The sequence below is a fragment of the Mesorhizobium sp. C416B genome (assembly GCF_030323165.1).
GTDB lineage: Bacteria > Pseudomonadota > Alphaproteobacteria > Rhizobiales > Rhizobiaceae > Mesorhizobium.
The window spans coordinates 2700616-2718502 of sequence record NZ_CP100471.1; the positions used below are offsets into that span (position 1 = coordinate 2700616).

General features: G+C 57.1%; 14 protein-coding genes and 1 pseudogene. 4 read left to right on the forward strand and 11 right to left on the reverse strand.

All coding sequences use genetic code 11. The annotated features are described in order from the left end of the window. Position 1: 1 nt before the first annotated feature. Both NLY43_RS13280 and NLY43_RS13285 read right to left on the reverse strand, forming a co-directional pair. Positions 2-1237, reverse strand: a complete 1236-nt coding sequence (locus tag NLY43_RS13280; protein WP_023715284.1) for an ATP-grasp domain-containing protein — start codon at positions 1235-1237, stop codon at positions 2-4. A gap of 343 nt (positions 1238-1580) precedes the next feature. Further along, the gene (locus NLY43_RS13285) at positions 1581-1982 is read right to left on the reverse strand and encodes a hypothetical protein (RefSeq protein ID WP_156935610.1); all 402 of its coding nucleotides are present in this window, start codon (positions 1980-1982) and stop codon (positions 1581-1583) included. 103 nt (positions 1983-2085) lie between these two features. On the opposite strand from NLY43_RS13285, the gene NLY43_RS13290 reads away from it, so the two are divergent. Then, entirely contained in the window at positions 2086-2292 is a 207-nt protein-coding gene (locus NLY43_RS13290) for a hypothetical protein (protein ID WP_023715285.1), read from the forward strand. Here the strand turns inward: NLY43_RS13290 and NLY43_RS13295 are convergent. Beyond that, entirely contained in the window at positions 2269-3405 is a 1137-nt protein-coding gene (locus NLY43_RS13295) for an aminotransferase class IV (RefSeq protein ID WP_502882167.1), read from the reverse strand. The genes NLY43_RS13290 and NLY43_RS13295 overlap by 24 nt on opposite strands. 147 nt (positions 3406-3552) lie before the next feature. Between NLY43_RS13295 and NLY43_RS13305 the strand changes: the two are divergent. Continuing rightward, positions 3553-3845, forward strand: a pseudogene (locus tag NLY43_RS13305) (integrase core domain-containing protein); the annotation flags it as partial. A 637-nt stretch (positions 3846-4482) separates the two neighbouring features. Here the strand turns inward: NLY43_RS13305 and NLY43_RS13310 are convergent. Then, complete coding sequence (locus tag NLY43_RS13310; RefSeq protein ID WP_023723661.1) at positions 4483-4959, reverse strand: Lrp/AsnC family transcriptional regulator; 477 nt, start codon at positions 4957-4959, stop codon at positions 4483-4485. 404 nt (positions 4960-5363) lie between these two features. On the opposite strand from NLY43_RS13310, the gene NLY43_RS13320 reads away from it, so the two are divergent. Continuing rightward, positions 5364-5534 (forward strand): hypothetical protein, encoded by a 171-nt coding sequence (locus NLY43_RS13320; protein ID WP_023723662.1) that lies wholly within the window; start codon positions 5364-5366, stop codon positions 5532-5534. 199 nt (positions 5535-5733) lie between these two features. Here the strand turns inward: NLY43_RS13320 and NLY43_RS13325 are convergent, their stop codons facing one another. From NLY43_RS13325 to NLY43_RS13340, 4 genes are all read right to left on the reverse strand, one after another. After that, positions 5734-8427 carry a lyase family protein gene (locus tag NLY43_RS13325; RefSeq protein WP_023713054.1) on the reverse strand — a complete coding sequence of 898 codons (2694 nt, stop codon included), beginning with the start codon at positions 8425-8427 and terminating at the stop codon, positions 5734-5736. Next, on the reverse strand, positions 8427-9482 hold the full coding sequence (locus NLY43_RS13330; RefSeq protein ID WP_023713053.1) for a cysteine synthase family protein: 1056 nt from the start codon (positions 9480-9482) through the stop codon (positions 8427-8429). Before NLY43_RS13330 ends, NLY43_RS13325 begins: the two co-directional genes overlap by 1 nt. 10 nt (positions 9483-9492) lie before the next feature. Continuing rightward, on the reverse strand, positions 9493-10548 hold the full coding sequence (locus NLY43_RS13335; protein WP_023713052.1) for a GHMP family kinase ATP-binding protein: 1056 nt from the start codon (positions 10546-10548) through the stop codon (positions 9493-9495). Between the two features lie 663 nt (positions 10549-11211). Continuing rightward, on the reverse strand, positions 11212-11841 hold the full coding sequence (locus NLY43_RS13340; protein ID WP_023723653.1) for a hypothetical protein: 630 nt from the start codon (positions 11839-11841) through the stop codon (positions 11212-11214). 314 nt (positions 11842-12155) lie between these two features. Between NLY43_RS13340 and NLY43_RS13345 the strand changes: the two genes are divergently transcribed. Further along, complete coding sequence (locus NLY43_RS13345; protein WP_156935606.1) at positions 12156-12404, forward strand: Lrp/AsnC family transcriptional regulator; 249 nt, start codon at positions 12156-12158, stop codon at positions 12402-12404. A 967-nt stretch (positions 12405-13371) separates the two neighbouring features. Here the strand turns inward: NLY43_RS13345 and NLY43_RS13350 are convergent. The 3 genes from NLY43_RS13350 to NLY43_RS32525 form a co-directional block, all read right to left on the reverse strand. Then, complete coding sequence (locus NLY43_RS13350) at positions 13372-14862, reverse strand: M81 family metallopeptidase (protein WP_245264086.1); 1491 nt, start codon at positions 14860-14862, stop codon at positions 13372-13374. 370 nt (positions 14863-15232) lie between these two features. Beyond that, complete coding sequence (locus NLY43_RS13355; protein WP_023713046.1) at positions 15233-16723, reverse strand: M81 family metallopeptidase; 1491 nt, start codon at positions 16721-16723, stop codon at positions 15233-15235. Between the two features lie 825 nt (positions 16724-17548). Next, positions 17549-17776: a hypothetical protein gene (locus tag NLY43_RS32525; protein ID WP_050592978.1), complete on the reverse strand. Its 228-nt coding sequence runs from the start codon at positions 17774-17776 to the stop codon at positions 17549-17551. Positions 17777-17887 lie beyond the last annotated feature (111 nt).

The following is a 17887-nucleotide window of genomic DNA, read 5'->3' on the forward strand; positions in this document are numbered from 1 at the left end:
CCTATTCTCCAAGCGTCGGAAATGGAGTGATCACCCAATCGATCGAGTCGACGGCGCGCTGAATTATCGCCTTGGTCTGAACAGGGCTTGGCGAGGCGGCGATGACATGGCCGATCAAATCCCGATAATCGCCTTTTCTGAGGATCGACGTGTTGTGTTCGACATACAATTTGACCTCGGCGACGCCAGGTACAGCAGCCGCTCGACCGTCGCCTTCGATCCAATCTAGGGTGCCATCTTGATCAGGAACTAGCATACGCGCGACTGCAGTGTGGGAATGCTTTCTGCGCAAATCACATTTCTTGCCGATGGCAAGCTTGATGTGCTCGGAAATGAGATCAACACCGTAAGCCAGTTGAACCAACTCAGGATCGGGCGTGCCAGGAACACGTGGATTGACTTCAATAACGACCGGGCCTCGCTTGGTCCACCGGAATTCAATGTTCGTTGGTCCCCAGCCAAGGCCGAGAGCTCGCAAACAGCTCAGCGAGACGTCGGTGACACGTTTATAGTCGTTATCATTCAGCGGGGCCGGAAAGGTGAATTCACGAAAGACGAAATCGGGTGGGGAGCCGAACTCGGCGGCACCAATCGCAAGGACGTCATTTCCCATTATATCAGCAACGTAGAAAGGACCTTGTGCGAACTCTTCGACCAGTATCCTCGGCGAAGACTGCCATACATGCTTGCCGCCTAACAGATACGTTGTGTGTTCGGCCAGCTCATCGAGGTTGCGGCACAATCGGACGCCGCTGCTGCCGCTGCCTACCGCTGGCTTTAGAATCACTGGGAGGCCGATCTCCGCAGCAGAGCTTTCAGCCGCAGTCGCATTCGCTGCCAAGCGATAAGCAGGTACTGGAACGCCCGCGCCCTCAAGGAGTTGACGTTGAGTAAACTTGTCGCAGCATCGTTCCATCGATGTAGGGTTCGGTCCCGGTAGCTCGAAGTACCGGCAGAGCTTGCCAGCCGTCACACAGGCCGAATCGTCGGCGCGCGAAAAGCCAATGATGCCAGCAATGTCATAGGTCGCGCATAGTCGGGAACATTTGTGGATCAGCGCATCGAGATTGTTTGTATTGATGCGGATGGCCTCAATGCTTTCCGTCGCTAGATAGTCGTACTGAGTTGGATCAGCAGACAGGGTAATTGGATGAAGACCAAGACGCCGGGCGGCTTGTACGTATTGCAGACCGAGGCGGCTATGACCTTCAACGAGGATGAGTGCTCTTCTTGCCATTGGCTGCTGACTCCGGTGTTTCCGTGCTGTGGCGGTCTGAGCGTCAATCGGCATCAGCTGTTTATCGGGCCTGACCTCAGACTCTGTGGTAAAGGTACAATTAATTCGCGATCGGCAGTCGCAAAGATTTTGTGAAAGATAGTCGAGGGAATTGTTGCGAAGTTTTTACATTGACCGTGTGGTACAGAGCCTGTCGGCGAATATCAAATGACGCCTGTTTTTGTCAATGATCCTGCATAATGATGCCCTATTATCCAGTCCAGTCTCTGGCCTGCATGATCTTGACCCGATGGCGGAAAGGTTGGTTACTTGTAAATCCGGTTCACGCAGACACCCTCCGGTGCTAGACGAGCGTTTTTTCATGAGCAAGGTTTGCGGCGCGATCGACGGGCTGCCGAGTATCCCGAACGGGGACTGATACCGGCGTGCTGAACCCTTGAAGGGCATGGTGCGCAATTGAAAGCCTGCCATGGGGTGCAAGCCGAGAGCCAGTACGGACGCTAAGCCAGACATCGCTGCCGCCGTTTTCCGGCGGTGTATTTAATCTCATGTATAACCTCGCTTGCTGTTCCGTGATGGGTTTGCCTGCATCCAGGATCCTCTTCTTGGCAATTGAAGATCCAGTAGTTTCTTTTTCTTTTCGCTGCTGACTGGCTATGTAGAGGGTAACTCCCCGCGCCACCATCATGCGACGCAGGTGGGCAAAACTTTTTCTCAAATTTCTTGGTGCCAGCAATGAGCCCATTCATCCCGCAATTCTGCGCGAGGCCTCCTGCTAATCAGACGTTTTTCAGGTCCATTTTAGCCTGCCACCCCGACTGGAGGACAATACGGTGTTGCAGCCGGGCATGGTGCTCTGCATTGAGCCTACCTTGGAGTACGAGCCCGGTAAAATCGTGCTCCACGAGGAGGCAGTCGTGGTCACTGAAAGGCTCGACTGCTCACAGTTCGGGCGCCGAAGCAGCAAGCTCGACCGCGAGCGCTTAGACCTCGTCGACGACTTCAAGCGAGCGATGAGGCGGCAAAAGAAGTCACTCAGGAAGACTGAGGAATAATAGTGTCGTCAATTTTGGACACTGGCATGATCCGCCCGCTGTGGACGTGATAAAAACCTCATCGGCACCCTTCAGCTCGTCACGATGAATGTCGCCGGCGATGACGGAGAGGCCCAATTCGCCGCATAGATCAAATACGGTCTGTCGGGTAATGCCGGGAAGGACGCCATAAGCCGGTGTCTTCAAGCGACCGCTTTTAACGGTGAAAACGTTGAATCCAGGCTCTTCGGCAATGTTGTCGTTGATGTCGACGATCAATGCAGTTTCGGCACCGTAGTCATACGCATCGAACAGGCCCTTCACCAGATCGAGCCAGTGATAGTTCTTGATCGTCGGATCGATCGACTTGGGCGGGATCCGGACGGTGTTGCTGATGGCGACATGCAGGCCGCGCTCAAGCTGCTCCTTGTTGGCGACCGAGCCGAAAGGCACCGCAAATGCCATGAACCTATTCTCCGCCTCGCGTGGGTCACGGCTAAAGGTGGGCGAGCCACCTCGCGTGCAGATCATTTCGACGTAGGCCGAGCTGTGCCCTGATAGCGCCACGCAATTGGACAGAATCATTTCGATCTCGGTGCGGTTGAAGGAAAGCTTCATGCGGAGCTTTTGCATCCCTCGGAAGAACCGGTCTAGGTGCAAGTCCAGCCTGAAGAACCTCCCCTCCCACACATGAACGGTATCGTAAGTGGCATCGGAATGCAGAAAGCCCCAGTCCAGGACAGACACCTTGGCTTCGGACATCGGCAGGTACTGACCATCCATGAAGGCTACGCCATGAGGATAATGCCGTGGATCCCGGTGCCGTTGCTGCAACGCTTCTCGTGTTCGCGCCAGCGCCAGCGACGACACCAGCCGCACCTCAAAACCCGCTTCAGCCAGGCGCCATGCTATCGGCCGGTGATAGTTCCCGGTCGCCTCAAAGGCGCAGACCACAGGGCGGCCGTACGCCTGCAGCACTTCGATCAGATGGTCGTGCTCAGCACGGGTGTTGAGGACCAAAAGGCGACGCCGGCGCTTGTGGGCTGATGCTTCGATCAGAACTTCATTGCGCACCTTGGCAATGTCGATCGCTACCAGCACAGCGGCGGCGGGTGTAGAATCTGAAGTGGCCATGGTTGGCCTCTCCGGAATGGGTTGTGAACATTCACATTCTAGAGAAACTTTGACTGGCCATGGCGGCCTCGACCGGCGCGCCTGCGGCGAAAAGCTGAGCGCACCGCTGTCTCGGCTGCCGCCACTCCTTCATTCCTTAGATGCTATGGCTCCTGCTACAGATCGAAGGCCTTCGCAAAGACCTGCCGCGATCACGGTCTCAAGCATGTCAGGACTTACACGCCCAACACCAATGGCAAGGCCGAACGCGTCATCCAGACGGCGCTGCGCGAATAAGCCTATGCCATCGCCCATCCGACTTCAGATCACCGCGCCGCAGAGCTGCCGGTCTGGCTGCATCGCACAATTGCCACCGCCCCCACGGGAGCCTGCGGTCCAAAACAGCTATCAGTCGCCTCGCTCTAACCCTGGACAACCTGTTGAGCTCCACAGCTATGTAGCTAGCATGCATGCGACGCTGAAAACTTTATCTCATTTTGATCGAGCCCACGTCGCCCACTTGAGCTTGAGCCCGAGCAAGAACAGTTTGTCGACTTTGGAATTGGTGTTCTCCCAGCTTGACGGGAACGGGCGCCCCCGACCTGGAGCACCCATTTGACCGTAGCCAGCCATTAGACAGTTTGCTTCTTGGTCCTACGTGAAAAAGCGTCCTTGCCTGAATGAGCCCACCAAGCATGATTACTTGCACAGCTTCGCGTTTGGCTAGAATACCAAGGCAACAGATATGGAAAATGGCAACTGGAATTGTCTCTCAATGGAGTTCGACAAGCCGTCCATCTGTCAGGCGCCTGATGCCCACTGTTGAAGACTATAATGTAAGGGCTAGGGATTTTATCTAACCTCTGGCTTTTGACACTGGTGCTACTTTCTACGACAAAAGGTTTGGCTTGCAAAATGTTCTTGCACGCGAGGTAGGTCACGTCTGAATTTGTGACTATTGTGGCTTCCTTTGCCGGCGGTTGCCTGATCATCGCGGCGGTCAGATCGTTCTCGCAATACCCTTTCACACTCTCCAACTGACCCAGTGCCCTGAGCGTGAAGCAGCGAAGCTGAAGCCGAGGCGCCAAACAGCGATCGCTACAGCGCGATTGGGCCAGCGGACTTGACCTTTTCCATTATGACGCAAGTTCGGAAGCTCTTCACGTTTCCTTTCTTGAAAAATAACTGGCGCGTAAGAGACGCATACTCGTCCATGTCTCTGGTATTAATGATAAGGATGAAGTCTGCCTCGCCAGTAACGTGGTAGCATTGCTGCACCTGAGGGCAGTTCAGGAACCGTCTTTTCAACCCGTCGAGCAGATCCAGTTTTCCGTTTTTAGCCGTCACCTCGACGATGACCGTCTGAGGGCACCCAACCACTCTCTCGTTCAAGCTAGAAACGTCCTTTCTGATTATCTCGGCGGAACGACGCCGTTTACGACGTCTTGCGCCCGCCGCTGCCGGGAGGCAAGCACGGTTGGAAATTTCGCGCGGCTGCAAAAGGTTGTCGAACTGCACCACTTGCAGGAGTTTTATGTCGAAATCGTCCAGCCGCGTTTTGCCAGCCTTCATCATGTAGGCATGCTCCTCCTATACATAGCTCTCAATGCAAATGCTGAGCCATAATAGTAAGTCGCCCTGGAACGCCTGGTCGGCAAGGAGGCGCTCGAATTGGAGCATTCAAAGGAACACAAACAATCGCATTCAGGTCGACAGGCAAGAGGCGGAGCATGTCCGTCATTGTCGGCCCCTTGGTATCAGCGTCGCAGAGGATGTCCAGCCGATGGGAAGTTGGCGCCCCGCATACTATGGCAAGCGGTCTCTACACACGACGAAAAGTCGATCGGCGAGTTCATCGCCGCAATTACGAGCAGTTTGAGAAACCCGAAGGCCGCGCCTGGGCCGGATAGGGACGAAGAACACTGTACGGACCCAACGCCTTGGCGACTCCTCAGCCGGCTTCCACGAGCATCGCGAGCATGGCTACGTCCGATCTTGCTGATCCGGCCATGATGTGCGGCGCCGAGGCCCGACTGATGCATACGCGGATTGAGATCTCACAGGCCTTGACCCGCATCACTCAAGGCAGGCCAGTATCCGAGACCGAAGCGCTCATGCCCTGGAGCTTCAAGCCTGACGCCATGGGCTGACCGCTTAAACTCAAAGGCTGGCCTTGGCCAATCTACGTGCCGCGGCCAGGCCTGGATCATCGCGACCGCTCTCCTCACCCCAGTCAGCGGCGTCGTTCAATCCCGATACAATCAGGTCGGGTTACGCTCTGGGCCGCAACCCCTGTCCGGCGCTTGGAAACCCGCCTGACTTTGGCCACATACCACATACTCCACTCCTTCAAGTGGATCGGTGTTTATCGATCAGTCCTTTCACCCTCCCTTTGCAGTGCACCTCAGCGTGCACCCAGGGTTCCGATATCTCGGCGCATCTCAGTTGCATGTCCCGAAAAACCGTTTTTGCTAAGGAAAGCTGGTCGTCGATTGATCGTTTTCCGGGTCCTCCTCCGAACTGCAGAGCGTCCCTGCATTCTTCAAGACTCGCCGGCAACACATCAGCGAGTTGGCTGGCAAGCTCACTTCGGCGCTGCGCGACGCAGCTATCCTGAGACAGGAGCTGAGCGATCTCGCCAATTTGTGTGTGGGCCTTCCTGAAAGGGATGCCTCGCAACGCCATCCGTTCTGCGGCAACGGCCGTCATCGCTGAACCGTCTTCCAGATTTTCCCGCATCGACTTCACGTTGAAAGACATGAACTTTACAATGAGCGATGTGAGGGTAATGGCCCTCTTCAGGGCATCTTCCGCAAGCCCTAGTGGAGAGCAGCCGTAGTTGCTCGCTTCGATCGAGTTGCTGAAAGGCGATTTGCAGGTTGCCGTTGCCACAGAAACGTATGCGCCAATCACGGTGCTTGCTGACCCCTTGATGTGTTCAAGCAGAAACGGATTCTTCTTTTGCGGCAGCATGGAAGAGCCCCCAGCAAGATTGGGAGGGACCTCGATGAGCGCGAACTCGCGCGTCGTCCAAACCTGCAGGTCCTGGGCCACACGGCTGAGCAGAATTGAAACGCCAGCGAAGAGTGAAAGCCCGTGTAGGTGATGGTCGCGGCTCGCGACCGAATCAAGTGAGTTGAACGACGGCAGTTCGAAGCCCAGAAGACTTGCTGTCTTCAAGGGATCTATAGGGATGCTGGTGCCTCCGCCGGCACCAGCTCCCATAGGGCAGTTCCTAATCTCTTCCATGAGGCAATGGAGGCGCTGACGCTCGCGCCCCAGAGCGAAGAAGACCCCAAGCAGGTAGTGCCCTGGCGATCCCGGGAGTGCGATCTGGTATTGACTGTACAGCGGAGCCACAAGTCTCGATGCCTCTTCCGCTCGCTGCAGGAGAGTATCCTGCAAAAGCTCTGTTTCTCGCGAGATGGAACATACGACCTCCCGAAGGACCAGAAGAGATATAGTCGCGTTCAAGTCGTTGCGAGATCTCGCCAGATGCAGCCAGCCGGCCTGTTCCGGGCCAGCTCTGGCAGCAAGTTCGGCCTCATAGGCCAGATAGAGGCCACGCGGAGCATCGCGGCCCTCCAAAGACTGAAAGCCCTCATCTTGGAGGTCGACGATGTGCTTGAGGAGATCGGCCGCGCCTGCCTCGCTGACCAAGCCCTGGTCCGCAAGCATCACCAGATGAGCTTCGTCTATGGCCGCTTGGTATCGCAGAAGGCGACCATCGCGCGTGATTTCGATAGGGGGAGCGAGCAACTTCATCGCTTCGGGATGCAGGGTCCACCTGCCCTCGCTGGCGTCTTGCTTGTCCGGTTCGCCAGCAGCTGTCTCGATATCGATCACAATGGAATCGACCATCCGTTGCGCTGCCGCGGCGGCGGCGTTGAGTTCATCAGCGACGCCCACGGCGAAGGCTATTCGGTCTCTGAAGTCGCCATTTATTTGAACTTCGTCTCCCTCAGATTTCATTAGCCCCGCTTCGGGCACCGTCGGGTCCGGATTTCGAGAAAAGCCGAGACGTTTGAGCTTCCCGGACGTGTGAGCAAGTCGGAACCGGATGGCTCCCGCCCTTGCGGCGCTCGCTCGGGAGAGCGTGAACGCTTCCCCCGCGTAAAGTTTGATTACCATGTCCAGGACTGACGTACCCAAGGCGTGCGAGAGCATGACTGGAATCATTCCTCCAGCCAGCCTGGGATTGACCTCAATGATGACGGGGCCCCGCTCGGATATCACAAACTCTACATGAGCCGGTCCGAACTCCAGGCCTAGCGCCGACACCGCGCCCGCGGCAAAAGAGGCCAGTTCCTGGAGGGATGCCTCGGGAAGCGGGGCCGGGAAGTCGTGCCCTACCTCCACGAAGCAAGGAGCCGGTCCCTTATGCTTGGCAAGAATTCCCAGGCAGTGCAGCGTCCCATCATACACGATGATCTCTGCGGAGTATTCCTTACCCTCAACATATTGCTGGATCAGGATGTCGGGACTCGGCAGATCTACTTGATCGAGCAGTGCGCCCCTTGCGCTCTCAAAGGCCTTGATGGCGGCGGCGGCACTATCGCACAACCTTACGCCGCTGCTACCACTTCCGGACACTGGCTTGACGACCACCGGTAGAGTGGCCTGGGCAAGAATATTCTCGACGTCTCTGATGGAAGTGGCCAGCCGTGTTTCAGGTATGGCGATTGATTGTCGTTGTAACTCGGCCGCTTGCTTCCATTTATTGCGGCATGTGGCTATAGGCTCCGGATTCGCTGCTGGTAGCCCCATCGCCATCGCGGCAGTTGAGGCTGCTTCCACAAAATAATCCGACGATGAGTATATTCCTGCCAGGCTTCTTAATTTGACGGCGACACCGATGAGTTCGTCCGGACTACGCGTTTCAGCTTCGATCACTTGCGCGACAGAGTCCTTAAGAAACGGATAGCGCGCAGGATCGCGGGTAACGAGGTAGGTCTCAAAGCCCAGGAGACGGGCCCGCTTCATCAATAATTCGCCAGTGCCCGTCGTGTTGCTTTCCACGAAAAGGAAGCTGCCTCGATTCATCACACTTGCTCCAAAAGGCTTAGGACAGCTTCCCGGCTTTTCCGATCCCAATGATATCGGTTCCATGGAGGGAGGGCGGTTGAGGGATGATTTTCGGTTGCCGGCGCGTCCAGGAGCACACCTGCATTTAGAGATTCGTTCTGCACGAGCCACTTATGGTCGTAGACAGCTTCGACGTAGCGGTGGCCTTCATCAGGACATATGACGACTACGGTCTCTTCTGGATGCTCCCGAGCGCGCCAGCGCCCCACGATGTAGCTCGCACCGGAGGTCGGACCGGCGAAAATGGCGTGCCGCTCGTGGAGGCTTCGCGTTGCAGCAAATGCGAGCGAAGCCGAGATGAGATGCACCTCATCGTAAAGCTCATGCTTCACATTCTTGGGGACAAGACTGTTCCCCAGCCCCCGCAATTTCCGTTCGCCATCCTGCTGGCCAAAAATAACGCTATTGAAGGTGTCCACTCCAATCAGGCGCGCGCCAGGGGCTTTTTGGCGGAGGCGCTCTATTGTTCCGCAGGTAGAGCCGCCTGACCCCACGGAACCGACCAACGTTACGTCGGCGTCCAACATCCCCGATATCTGATCGGCGAAGAGCTTATAGGCTGCGGGGTTGTCCGGTGTTTCGTATTGCCGGGGCCAGAAACAGGAGTGGCCCAACTGTCTCATCCTAGCGTGTAATGCATCTAGGCGGCTTCTTTGATAACCACCCTCCCTCGCCTTTTCAGTAATGATGCAGACGTCAGCTCCCAAGGAGTTCAACCTGTTTTCCAGGCCTTTGTCCATCACTGGGTCTGTGAAGATTTCGAGTTGAAATCCACCTTCCCGGCAAACTACGGCCAAACCCAGTGCAAAAGTTCCGCTCGAGGTCTCGAGAACTTTCATGCCATGCGTCAAAGTCCCTCGCGCCAGCGCTTGTTTAATGATGTGCATCGCAGGGAGAAGCTTCATGAACGTGAACTGCGCAACATAAAGGTTTGCCTCACACCTAATAATGCTGGGAAGCGCATAGGCATCAGAATAGCTGGAGAATGGCAGGCGTTTTGGAAGAGTGTCCATATTGCGCACCTCACCGGCAGCCAGTCATTGTCAGATATATATTTGGCGAGTTGCCGAACGGCGATACATGGGCGAGCACGGACCGAAGCTTCAGTGGAAAGTCAGCCGCCATTCGATCAAGCAGGATCCCAATCATTGTGCCGCTGTGCGCGACGATGACCCCGAGAGCGTCAGTGGCCTCGGATGCTTTCAGCATTGAGTTCAGATGCTTCTTTGGAGCTCGCTCCTGATGCAAACGGGCGCTGGCAGTGGCTATTCTGCCTATCGTGGCGGTGTCACCGCGTGGAATTGCTATGCGAGCGCGGTGGAGTAATTCCTGATACTCTGCTCTGTGAGTGGCGGAGGTTTCACCTCGCCGTTGATCATAGTCGACGGTTTCGACTGTCCCTCCTTCATCGATACCGACGATTGCAAGCGGCGGCATTTGCCCAAGGAACGAGAGAAGGTTACATGCTCGCTGCCGATATGCGACCACTCCTGGGTACATCACCCCGTCGGATGGCTCGATCTCCGCCATTAGCTTCTCGATCAACGATGTCCGGACCCTACGTTTGAAGCAGCAGGCGATTGACCGTGCAGTTGCAACGAGATCCGCAGACGAACTCGCCAGCCCTTTGCCTTCGGGGAGCTCGGATTGCAAAAGGAGGATTCCTCCCGAGGCGCCGAGCGCAATCACGAGATTCTCAGCCAGTCGTTTTGCTTTGACTTTATGTGATGGACAAACGGTTACGGATTGTGTCCCTGCGACAGGCATGAAGTGGGCTCGCGCAAAGAGCGCGATGGGCATCGTGACCAAGAAGTGGGAGTCACGGGGAAGGGAGCCGATTGGCAACTGGCCTTGCAGCAACTCACCGAATGTGCCGCAACAAAGAGCGTCGCTGCAATGAATCCTTGGCTGCTGCCCGTCCTCGTCAACAATCTCAGTTGCATCTGCGCCATCGAACGTCTGGTGATACATCTGCGGCCTCCAAACTTCATCGGCGGCCGCTTCTTTAATTTCTCTAGTTGCGCTGCTTGCCCTGACTCCTGCAGGCTCGATGGAACTGGCGTAATACTGGGTCGGCATGTCACTTTCCTTAGGTGCGCTGGATATGTGAGTTGCTGCAAGGACACGAGGACTTGGCCCATCAGAGCACGCCTCATGTTTCATTCGAGATAGTTACTAGTAACCGGATGCCGATTGCCTAAGCCCGAGTGTGGGTGAACGTAACATTGGTCAGGATTAGCTGTTGCAAAAATTCTGTGAAGTTACTTGTAGGATCTGTTACACTGTTTGATGACTGGGGCGCAGGGCGACGTGGGTGCGACGTTCAAGGGACGATTTTGGCGTCGTGGCGCTCTCCGGCGGGCCGATGTGCCCGGCGCCCGCGCGCTCTTGGAACCAGCGCGCGAGACCCCTATCAGGCTGGTGGCGCAACCACAGCCAAGCAAGCTCGATGGCGGTTCGCCTCGCACGCGGGTTGCTCGATCTCTGGATGTCTTGATCGCGGCTGACTTCGCCACTGCCTCCAGGGACTCGATGCAAGTCCGAGATTGCCGGCGACCTCACGCCGGTTCTGGAAATCGCTGAAGAAGACCTCATTCGTCAGCACGCTTGCGATCGTCAGGCCGACGCCAAGCAGCTGGCTCAGCTGAACGTCCGGGGCCGTGGACTCGGCGGCTTGGCGCTGTTCGATATCGACCTCCGCGATAATCTCGATCAGTTGCCAAAAGCGGCGGCACTCGCGCTCTATCTCGCGCTTGAGGCAGGGTGGCAGATTTCGCCCGTCGGCCGTGCCCAGCGCCTCGAGCCAGTCTCGTCTGGCCGGTTTGAAGTCAGGGACGCCCTGTGGTCATCAATTGCCCCTTGATGCGGCTCGAATGCTGGCCGCGTTCGTTGCGAGCCCGTTCCCCGCTGCGACGGCGATCGTTCTCCTGCCCAAGGCTCGGCACTCGCACAACCCGGCAAACCCTCGGCTCGCCGCGTTCCGGCGCCATCAGCGTGCGCATTCACCCCCGCCGCATCGAGGCAATCCGTCTTGGCCCGGCGGTCAACCAGGATGCTGGCCGCACCCAGAACTTGATTGTCGATGCCGTGGTTGCACAGGAAACGATGCAGCCAGAAGCCGTCGTAGCCGCCCTGGTAGCACGTCATCACCCGCACCGGACGCGCCAGCGCGGCCTGCGTCTGTTCGCGCTTGTGTATGATCATAGTCATAAGCCCTTCGGTGTCGCCGCCTTGCAGGCGATGCAGGCTGATCTTGTCGGCTGCTGGCGAACGCAGGGCGCTAAGCCAGGCCGACTTGCTCAATTCCGTCGCCAAGAAGATCATTGCAGTCTTCTTTCCGACGGACGGCAGAGGAACGGATGAGAGATTCATGAGACGTCTCCAGCGTTACGTATCGATCCTGAAACGTTACCTGAATTCCGCAGCCCGTCATCTCATGGGATCTTTTTCGGTAGGTTCTGTACAGTGACTTCGGTAGTTCCTGTACAGTGACGCTACGGAGACGCCGCAGCGTCGGGGCGTGATTACTGCTAAGGCGGAGCCGATCTGCAACCGGGTTGCCGCCGCACTTGAGTTACGATGCCAACTTGGAGGGGCTCCAGAAGCAGTATGCTGGTGCCTGACAGAACCGACCAGACAGAAACAATCTGCACTCGGTTCTTCGGTCTCTCTATATAACCCATCGAGTGAACAAGTTCCATGCTGAAGATGTTATTGTTTCGAATATGCCCCTGATCGATTCGAAAACATTTTGCAAATCGATTACCGTTGTTATGACAGTAGAGCTCGATCGAGAACGTCTGGAGCTTGGCCACCACTTCAGGCGCGCGATGCACGCGGCCAAGGAGGTCACGCAATGCTACATGGCTACAGGCGAAGTGGATTTCGTCCTCATCATGACTGTCGAGGACGTCGAGGCCTTAACGACTTCGTAAGAACAAGTTCTATAACGACCCCAACGTGCGAAAATTTAAGAGCATAATCAATCTTGATCATATCAAGTTCGAGCAAAGGACCACAGTATAGCTTTTGGCGGATTTCGCTGAAGTCATGGTCTAGCCGCTGTTGAAGTGCCCGTTGCGCGTCCAGCTTCTACCTGAACCGATGCGGCTTGGTATCGGCGGGTGTCGCTGACTGAAGGGCCAAGGGCTGCGCTCAAAGGACCTTCATCGCCGGGCTACGCTGCCATGGCCACATCGCCCCTTGGTCGTCGACACGCCGAGGAAAATGGCGCATCTTCGAGACCTACGTCAAAACGCAGCGATGTAGTCATCCTCGACAATCTGCCCACGAGAGTCCGGTCCCCGAGCTGCGATTCGTGCCAAGAGCGCATGGCTGCGCTCAACCAATGACGCCCTGTATAGGCCGTCGGCGAAATCTGCAATCTCGTCTCCCCATAGAATGCAGAAAGGAACTTCACTGTCGCAGGATATGGACTGATATGACTCGAGCCTGCGCGCCTGCGGCTATGCGGACAGGATCTGTCCAAGCGTCAGCATCAAGCATCTCAGCCGGTCGCGCCCGGCACCATGAATATCCCAATCACTCTCCCGCGCGGAAACGATTAGAGGACTTCAGCGCGATGGTCGCGCAATGAAATGGGTCAACAGGAGGTGAACTGGGCGAGATCAAGCGCTTGGTCCCGCAGTTGCTGCACGCGACGTCGGGCGACAATGGCTGGATCTCGGGTACGCTGTTGGGCGCGAGCAGCATAGCGAGCTATCCCTCCACTTCCGGGCATTTCAACGCTTTCGCGTATCGTGCCCTTTAGCGCAGTCGTAATGCTGCATGAGCGCCCGTTCGTTCGGCAGCCGGGTGCCATCTTCTCCCGGGAGATCCCGACAGTTTTATGCGCTTGATCTTCAGGCCTTTCCGACCGGTTCCATGAAGAAGCAAATTGTCCTACGGCTCCCAGTGAATTTCGCCGTCGAGCGGATAGATCGGCCGGGCGAGTTTCCGAAAAGAAAACAGATTGTGATTCGAACTGGTCACGCCGCCGCTTGCGCACTCTATGACTCCTTTGCAGTGTCTTTCAAATACAGGCCGGCAATACATTCTTGACTTCAGAATGAGGTAGCGTGCCTTTAGCGGATCTATTGCCACACACTGAAAGACGCCAAGATCCCAAGGCTCGTGGGGACGTTCAGTGATGAGCACGATCGCCGCGTCAGTTTGAAACTTGACGGCCCTCCCCATATGGCAAAGCTGACCGGAATAGATCGGTCCGGACACGACATAGTTGCCATCGCTCACAGCAACAACCTTGCCCCGCAATCGTACGGGAGTGCGCGGTGCCGCAAATCCGTCCGCTGTAACCTTGTTTCCCAGATTGATCGTTGCTGTCGCACCGACGCCGGCCTCGATCAATTCGGCGACGACTTGCGGGTCACAGATGGGACCGGCAACGATTCCGTCCAAACCTGAGGCAAGCGCGGCCGCAAGGACATCTATGTTGTCGCAGGTGCCGCCCGACATGCAATTGTCGCCATGGTCAAGGAGCAGAACCGGCCCCGTCACTGGCCCGCCAGCCGCCTCCCGCCCAGAGGAAAGGGAATGTTCCAGCGGCAATTCCAAATAGAGGAATTCCTCGCGCCTCCTCCAAGCTTCCTTAGCAATTTCATTGGCAACCGCGCGCGCGGTTGCCTTGTCCCTTGCCACCGCCACCACGGAAACGCCGGTTTCGGCGAGATCGGCAAGCTCAAAGCCGCCAAACACGGTAACGGCGTACACATCATCTCGCTCCTCGGCCGCGCGAGCTCGATTGACCAGATCGGACATCGCGCAATCTTCGTTGGTATTCATCTTCAGCGTCGCCGCCAGCATTGGTGGATGGCTCCAGGCCTGCCTAGGACGCAAACCATCCTTAAGCATTGCATCTATGATTCGCGCCACGTGTTGGCCGGTCGCGTACATGTCAATATGGGGATATGTCTTGAAACCGACCATGCAGTCGCAATTGTCCACCATGCGCTGCGTGATGTTACCATGCAGATCGAGCGCCACCCCGAGAGGAACGTCAGAGGCAGCCCTTCTGACGCGTGCCAGCAGTTCTCCCTCGCCGTCATCGAAGCTGCGCGTCACCATGGCCCCGTGCAGATCGAGAAGAATCGCGTCGCATCCACGTTCGACAGCGGCAACAACGGCGGCGGCCATTTGCTCAAAAGCCTCGTCCTCTACAATTCCGCTGGGATTGGCGGTGGCCGCGAGCGGCGTGACGACCTCCGCTCCCTTTTGAAGAGCATAATGGTGAAAGGCGCCTAGCGCCGTATTCGACCCGCTGCCGAAGGCGCGAGCTTCCTCGCCCCATTTGGGATCAAAGGAAGCCAGTGAGGTTCGCACGGGTGAGAATGTATTAGTTTCATGATTAAGACGAGCAATGACAATGCGCATCATACGGTCTCCGAATAGTTCCGCGTTCGGTCAGCCTCTCCTGCCAACCTGTTGCTAAATAGCAGGATTTATGAACCATCCGGTCAGGCGTAGCGGCCCGCAAAACTATCGAGATCCTTTGCAGGACCGCGAAAATCCCGATTCGAAGCGGTAGCTGGGGAATAGTCCGGGCGGAGGCAAGATCACGTCCCACATCACTCGAAAGTGATGCGCTTGTCGTCGGGGGCGGCGTGCCGCGCATCCAATGGAGTTCGTTTGGATCGGAAACGCGGCCGTCAAAATAGCGCTGCCCGTGGAAGTCGACCATCCCAAATTTTCTTTCGTTCGTTTCTGACAAACTCTGCTCTGGCGGCCAGTTTAATTCGCCAATATCCTAGAGTTTGATGTCGTCAAGTGGCCAGATCGGACGGCGGACATGGCGCAACCTTGACAGGAGTTCCGAACCCAACATCCCACCCCCGTCTACCATGAGCACTTCGCGCGCGATCGGTTCGAAGGCCGCGCGGAAATGATGAGACGACTTGAGCGCGATAGTCGCGCAGTGAAGCGGGTCCACGCCAAGAGAGGTAAGTTGCGCAAGGTCGACTCCTTGGCTGTTCCGCGAGATTACCGCGACTTCGATGCCGCCCACACGGAGCATCAGGCTGGGCCCGAAACTGTTCCACACGCCCCCGCCAAGAAACGAAGGACCATAGCAGCGGAAATGTCCGCTAGTTATTGATACCACCTGCGCTTCGACTTCGAGCGGTCCACCGCCCATCTCAGGGGCATGTTTGCCACCAAGAGCGATCCGACCCCTGTTCCCCACACCGATGGCGATGCCGGCCTGAACCGCCGCCGGATCGAAGATCGCATGGAAGGCCGCGTTTCGCAGATCTGCTGCGATCATAACGCGCAGCAGATCCGTAGCGTCTCCGTATGCACCGCCGCCCGGATTGTCGCTGCTATCAGCGAGCACCAAGGGCTTTTTGGCATGCAATTCGCCGGCTTTTGCTTGCTCCACTGCTTGGACAGCGGTGGCTGATGTCCAAGGGGAGGAGACAAACTCACGTGTCTCCCATGCGTAATCCATAAATTCCTCTGCAATGCGCTGCGCCGCGGTGGTGTCGCCATCAGCAGTAACGGTGACGCTGGGCCCGACATCGTAAATGTCGCTCAGCTCGAATCCAGCACAGACGCTGACTACCAGTGCCTTTCCGGAGGCCTCCAACGCCTCGCCGCGGTTGATCAGCTCGCGCATCGGGCCTACCTGAGTACGCCCGCCATCGAGACCATACACCATCGGGCGCTTGGCGATGACCGTGCGGGGACGAATCTCACCGCGCAGAGCGCGGTCGAGCAGTTCTGCGCCCTGCCAGGCGCGTTCATAATAGTCAATGTGAGGATACGTCCGCACGGCAATCAGCGCTGAGGCGTTTGCCGCCATCTTTGCCGTGACGTTGGCGTGCAGGTCGAGCGTAGCGACGATCGGCGCGTCCGGCCCGAGCACAGTACGCAGTCGTGCAAGGATCTCGCCTTCCGGGTCTTCGCAGCCCTCGGCAACCATAGCCCCATGCAACTCGAAGAGCGCTCCATCGCAGCCTTTGGCCCCTCTAAGGAACCAGTCGCAAAGCTGCTCAAATGTTTCCTTCGTCACTATGCCCCCTGGGTTCGCATAGGCGACGAGCGGATGAGACAGCGTCCAGCCGAATTTCTCTGCCGCCTCGAATGTAGCGCCCAGTGAAGTGTGCGTACCGCGCCACGCCGGCGGAATCTCGTCGCCCCGCAGCAATCCCGAGGCCCGTAAGTGTTCGAGCGTGGTCGGTATTTTGTTGAAGGTGTTTGTCTCCTGGTTGATGTAGCCAGTCAGGATGCGGTAGCCCATGAGAACCTCTTCGATGAATGGCGACCGAGACAAGGGTCCGGGGGAGGGGAAACTCTTGGCGTTAGTTTTGACAACAACGGGTGATTGATACTACCCAAGCGAGGAAAGTTTGCGCCGAAACGTGTTGTTCGTTGAAGTGCTGATTGCGCAAACCGGCGCGGTTTGAAATGAGACACTCACCAAGCCTATACCGACGGAAAAGGCACTTTGCAAAAATGCAGGCCTTACGTCGTCAAGGTTTTCGGCAAGGTAGGCGATGGCGTTGACGTCGTTAAGCCCGCAAGTGGCCACGACGGATGAGAGCGACTCCAAATTTTCAGCCGCTCGTAGCTTGCAGGGCATTTTTTCTGGTCAAGCATACGGGCCGGATGAGGTTTCGACCAGGTGGGTGTCCAGTTCGCGGAAGCGAGCGGCCCGTTCCCAAGTGAGCGAGATCATAGCGGATGTCTTCGGCCAGCTTTGAGCCCGAGGAAATCATCGACTGTTGCTCTTCGGGTAAACGCCTCCAGCCGCCGTTCCGCCGAGATATGTTTCGTGAGCGACAATCTGGGCCGGGACGTGTTCGCGCGAACGATTTTCGGTGCCCGCCCTCATCGTCGAATTGCTGTCGGCGGAATGCGCGGCTCTTGTCCCGGGGTTCTGATCGGCATCATCGCCGGCTACAGCCGCAGCTTCACCACGTCGTCATGCGGGTCATGGACGGCCTGATGTCGTTCCCCATAGCGACCGGGCGACCCAGCTCCTGGCGAGAAAGACAGACTGGGAACGAGCCGCCGGTACGGCGACATAGCAGCTGGATTATTCGGTGGGCACAGAGACACTTCTTTAAAGGAGTAACATCATGCCCAGCACCTGTTGGACTCGGCTGAATAGCTCCACCGCGAAGGCCACTTCCGCCGGCCCATGCATCCTAGGCGTGACCACATACATGGAGCCGGCCGGCGAGTTCGCCCGACGCCCGCCCTTATGCCGATATCGTGGAGCGCGATCGCCGCCGTCATCGCGTCCATGATGCTCTTCGGGCACCTGGTGGCCGACATTGCGCACCAGCATCAGCGAGCGGGGGCGAAGCGAGAACTTCGAGCGGCTGGAGCGGTATAGATATGTCCGGCGACAGGTGCGCGTGAATGTCCGCCCGCCCGCCTCAGTCACTTCTCCGTCAGG

Coding starts and splice junctions, on each gene's coding strand:
- NLY43_RS13280 (WP_023715284.1), bottom strand. CDS start 1,237: ATGGCAAGAAGAGCACTCATCCTCGTTGAAGGTCATAGCCGCCTCGGT.
- NLY43_RS13285 (WP_156935610.1), bottom strand. CDS start 1,982: ATGGGCTCATTGCTGGCACCAAGAAATTTGAGAAAAAGTTTTGCCCAC.
- NLY43_RS13290 (WP_023715285.1), top strand. CDS start 2,086: ATGGTGCTCTGCATTGAGCCTACCTTGGAGTACGAGCCCGGTAAAATC.
- NLY43_RS13295 (WP_502882167.1), bottom strand. CDS start 3,405: ATGGCCACTTCAGATTCTACACCCGCCGCCGCTGTGCTGGTAGCGATC.
- NLY43_RS13310 (WP_023723661.1), bottom strand. CDS start 4,959: ATGATGAAGGCTGGCAAAACGCGGCTGGACGATTTCGACATAAAACTC.
- NLY43_RS13320 (WP_023723662.1), top strand. CDS start 5,364: ATGGCTACGTCCGATCTTGCTGATCCGGCCATGATGTGCGGCGCCGAG.
- NLY43_RS13325 (WP_023713054.1), bottom strand. CDS start 8,427: ATGAATCGAGGCAGCTTCCTTTTCGTGGAAAGCAACACGACGGGCACT.
- NLY43_RS13330 (WP_023713053.1), bottom strand. CDS start 9,482: ATGGACACTCTTCCAAAACGCCTGCCATTCTCCAGCTATTCTGATGCC.
- NLY43_RS13335 (WP_023713052.1), bottom strand. CDS start 10,548: ATGCCGACCCAGTATTACGCCAGTTCCATCGAGCCTGCAGGAGTCAGG.
- NLY43_RS13340 (WP_023723653.1), bottom strand. CDS start 11,841: ATGAATCTCTCATCCGTTCCTCTGCCGTCCGTCGGAAAGAAGACTGCA.
- NLY43_RS13350 (WP_245264086.1), bottom strand. CDS start 14,862: ATGATGCGCATTGTCATTGCTCGTCTTAATCATGAAACTAATACATTC.
- NLY43_RS13355 (WP_023713046.1), bottom strand. CDS start 16,723: ATGGGCTACCGCATCCTGACTGGCTACATCAACCAGGAGACAAACACC.
- NLY43_RS32525 (WP_050592978.1), bottom strand. CDS start 17,776: ATGCTGGTGCGCAATGTCGGCCACCAGGTGCCCGAAGAGCATCATGGA.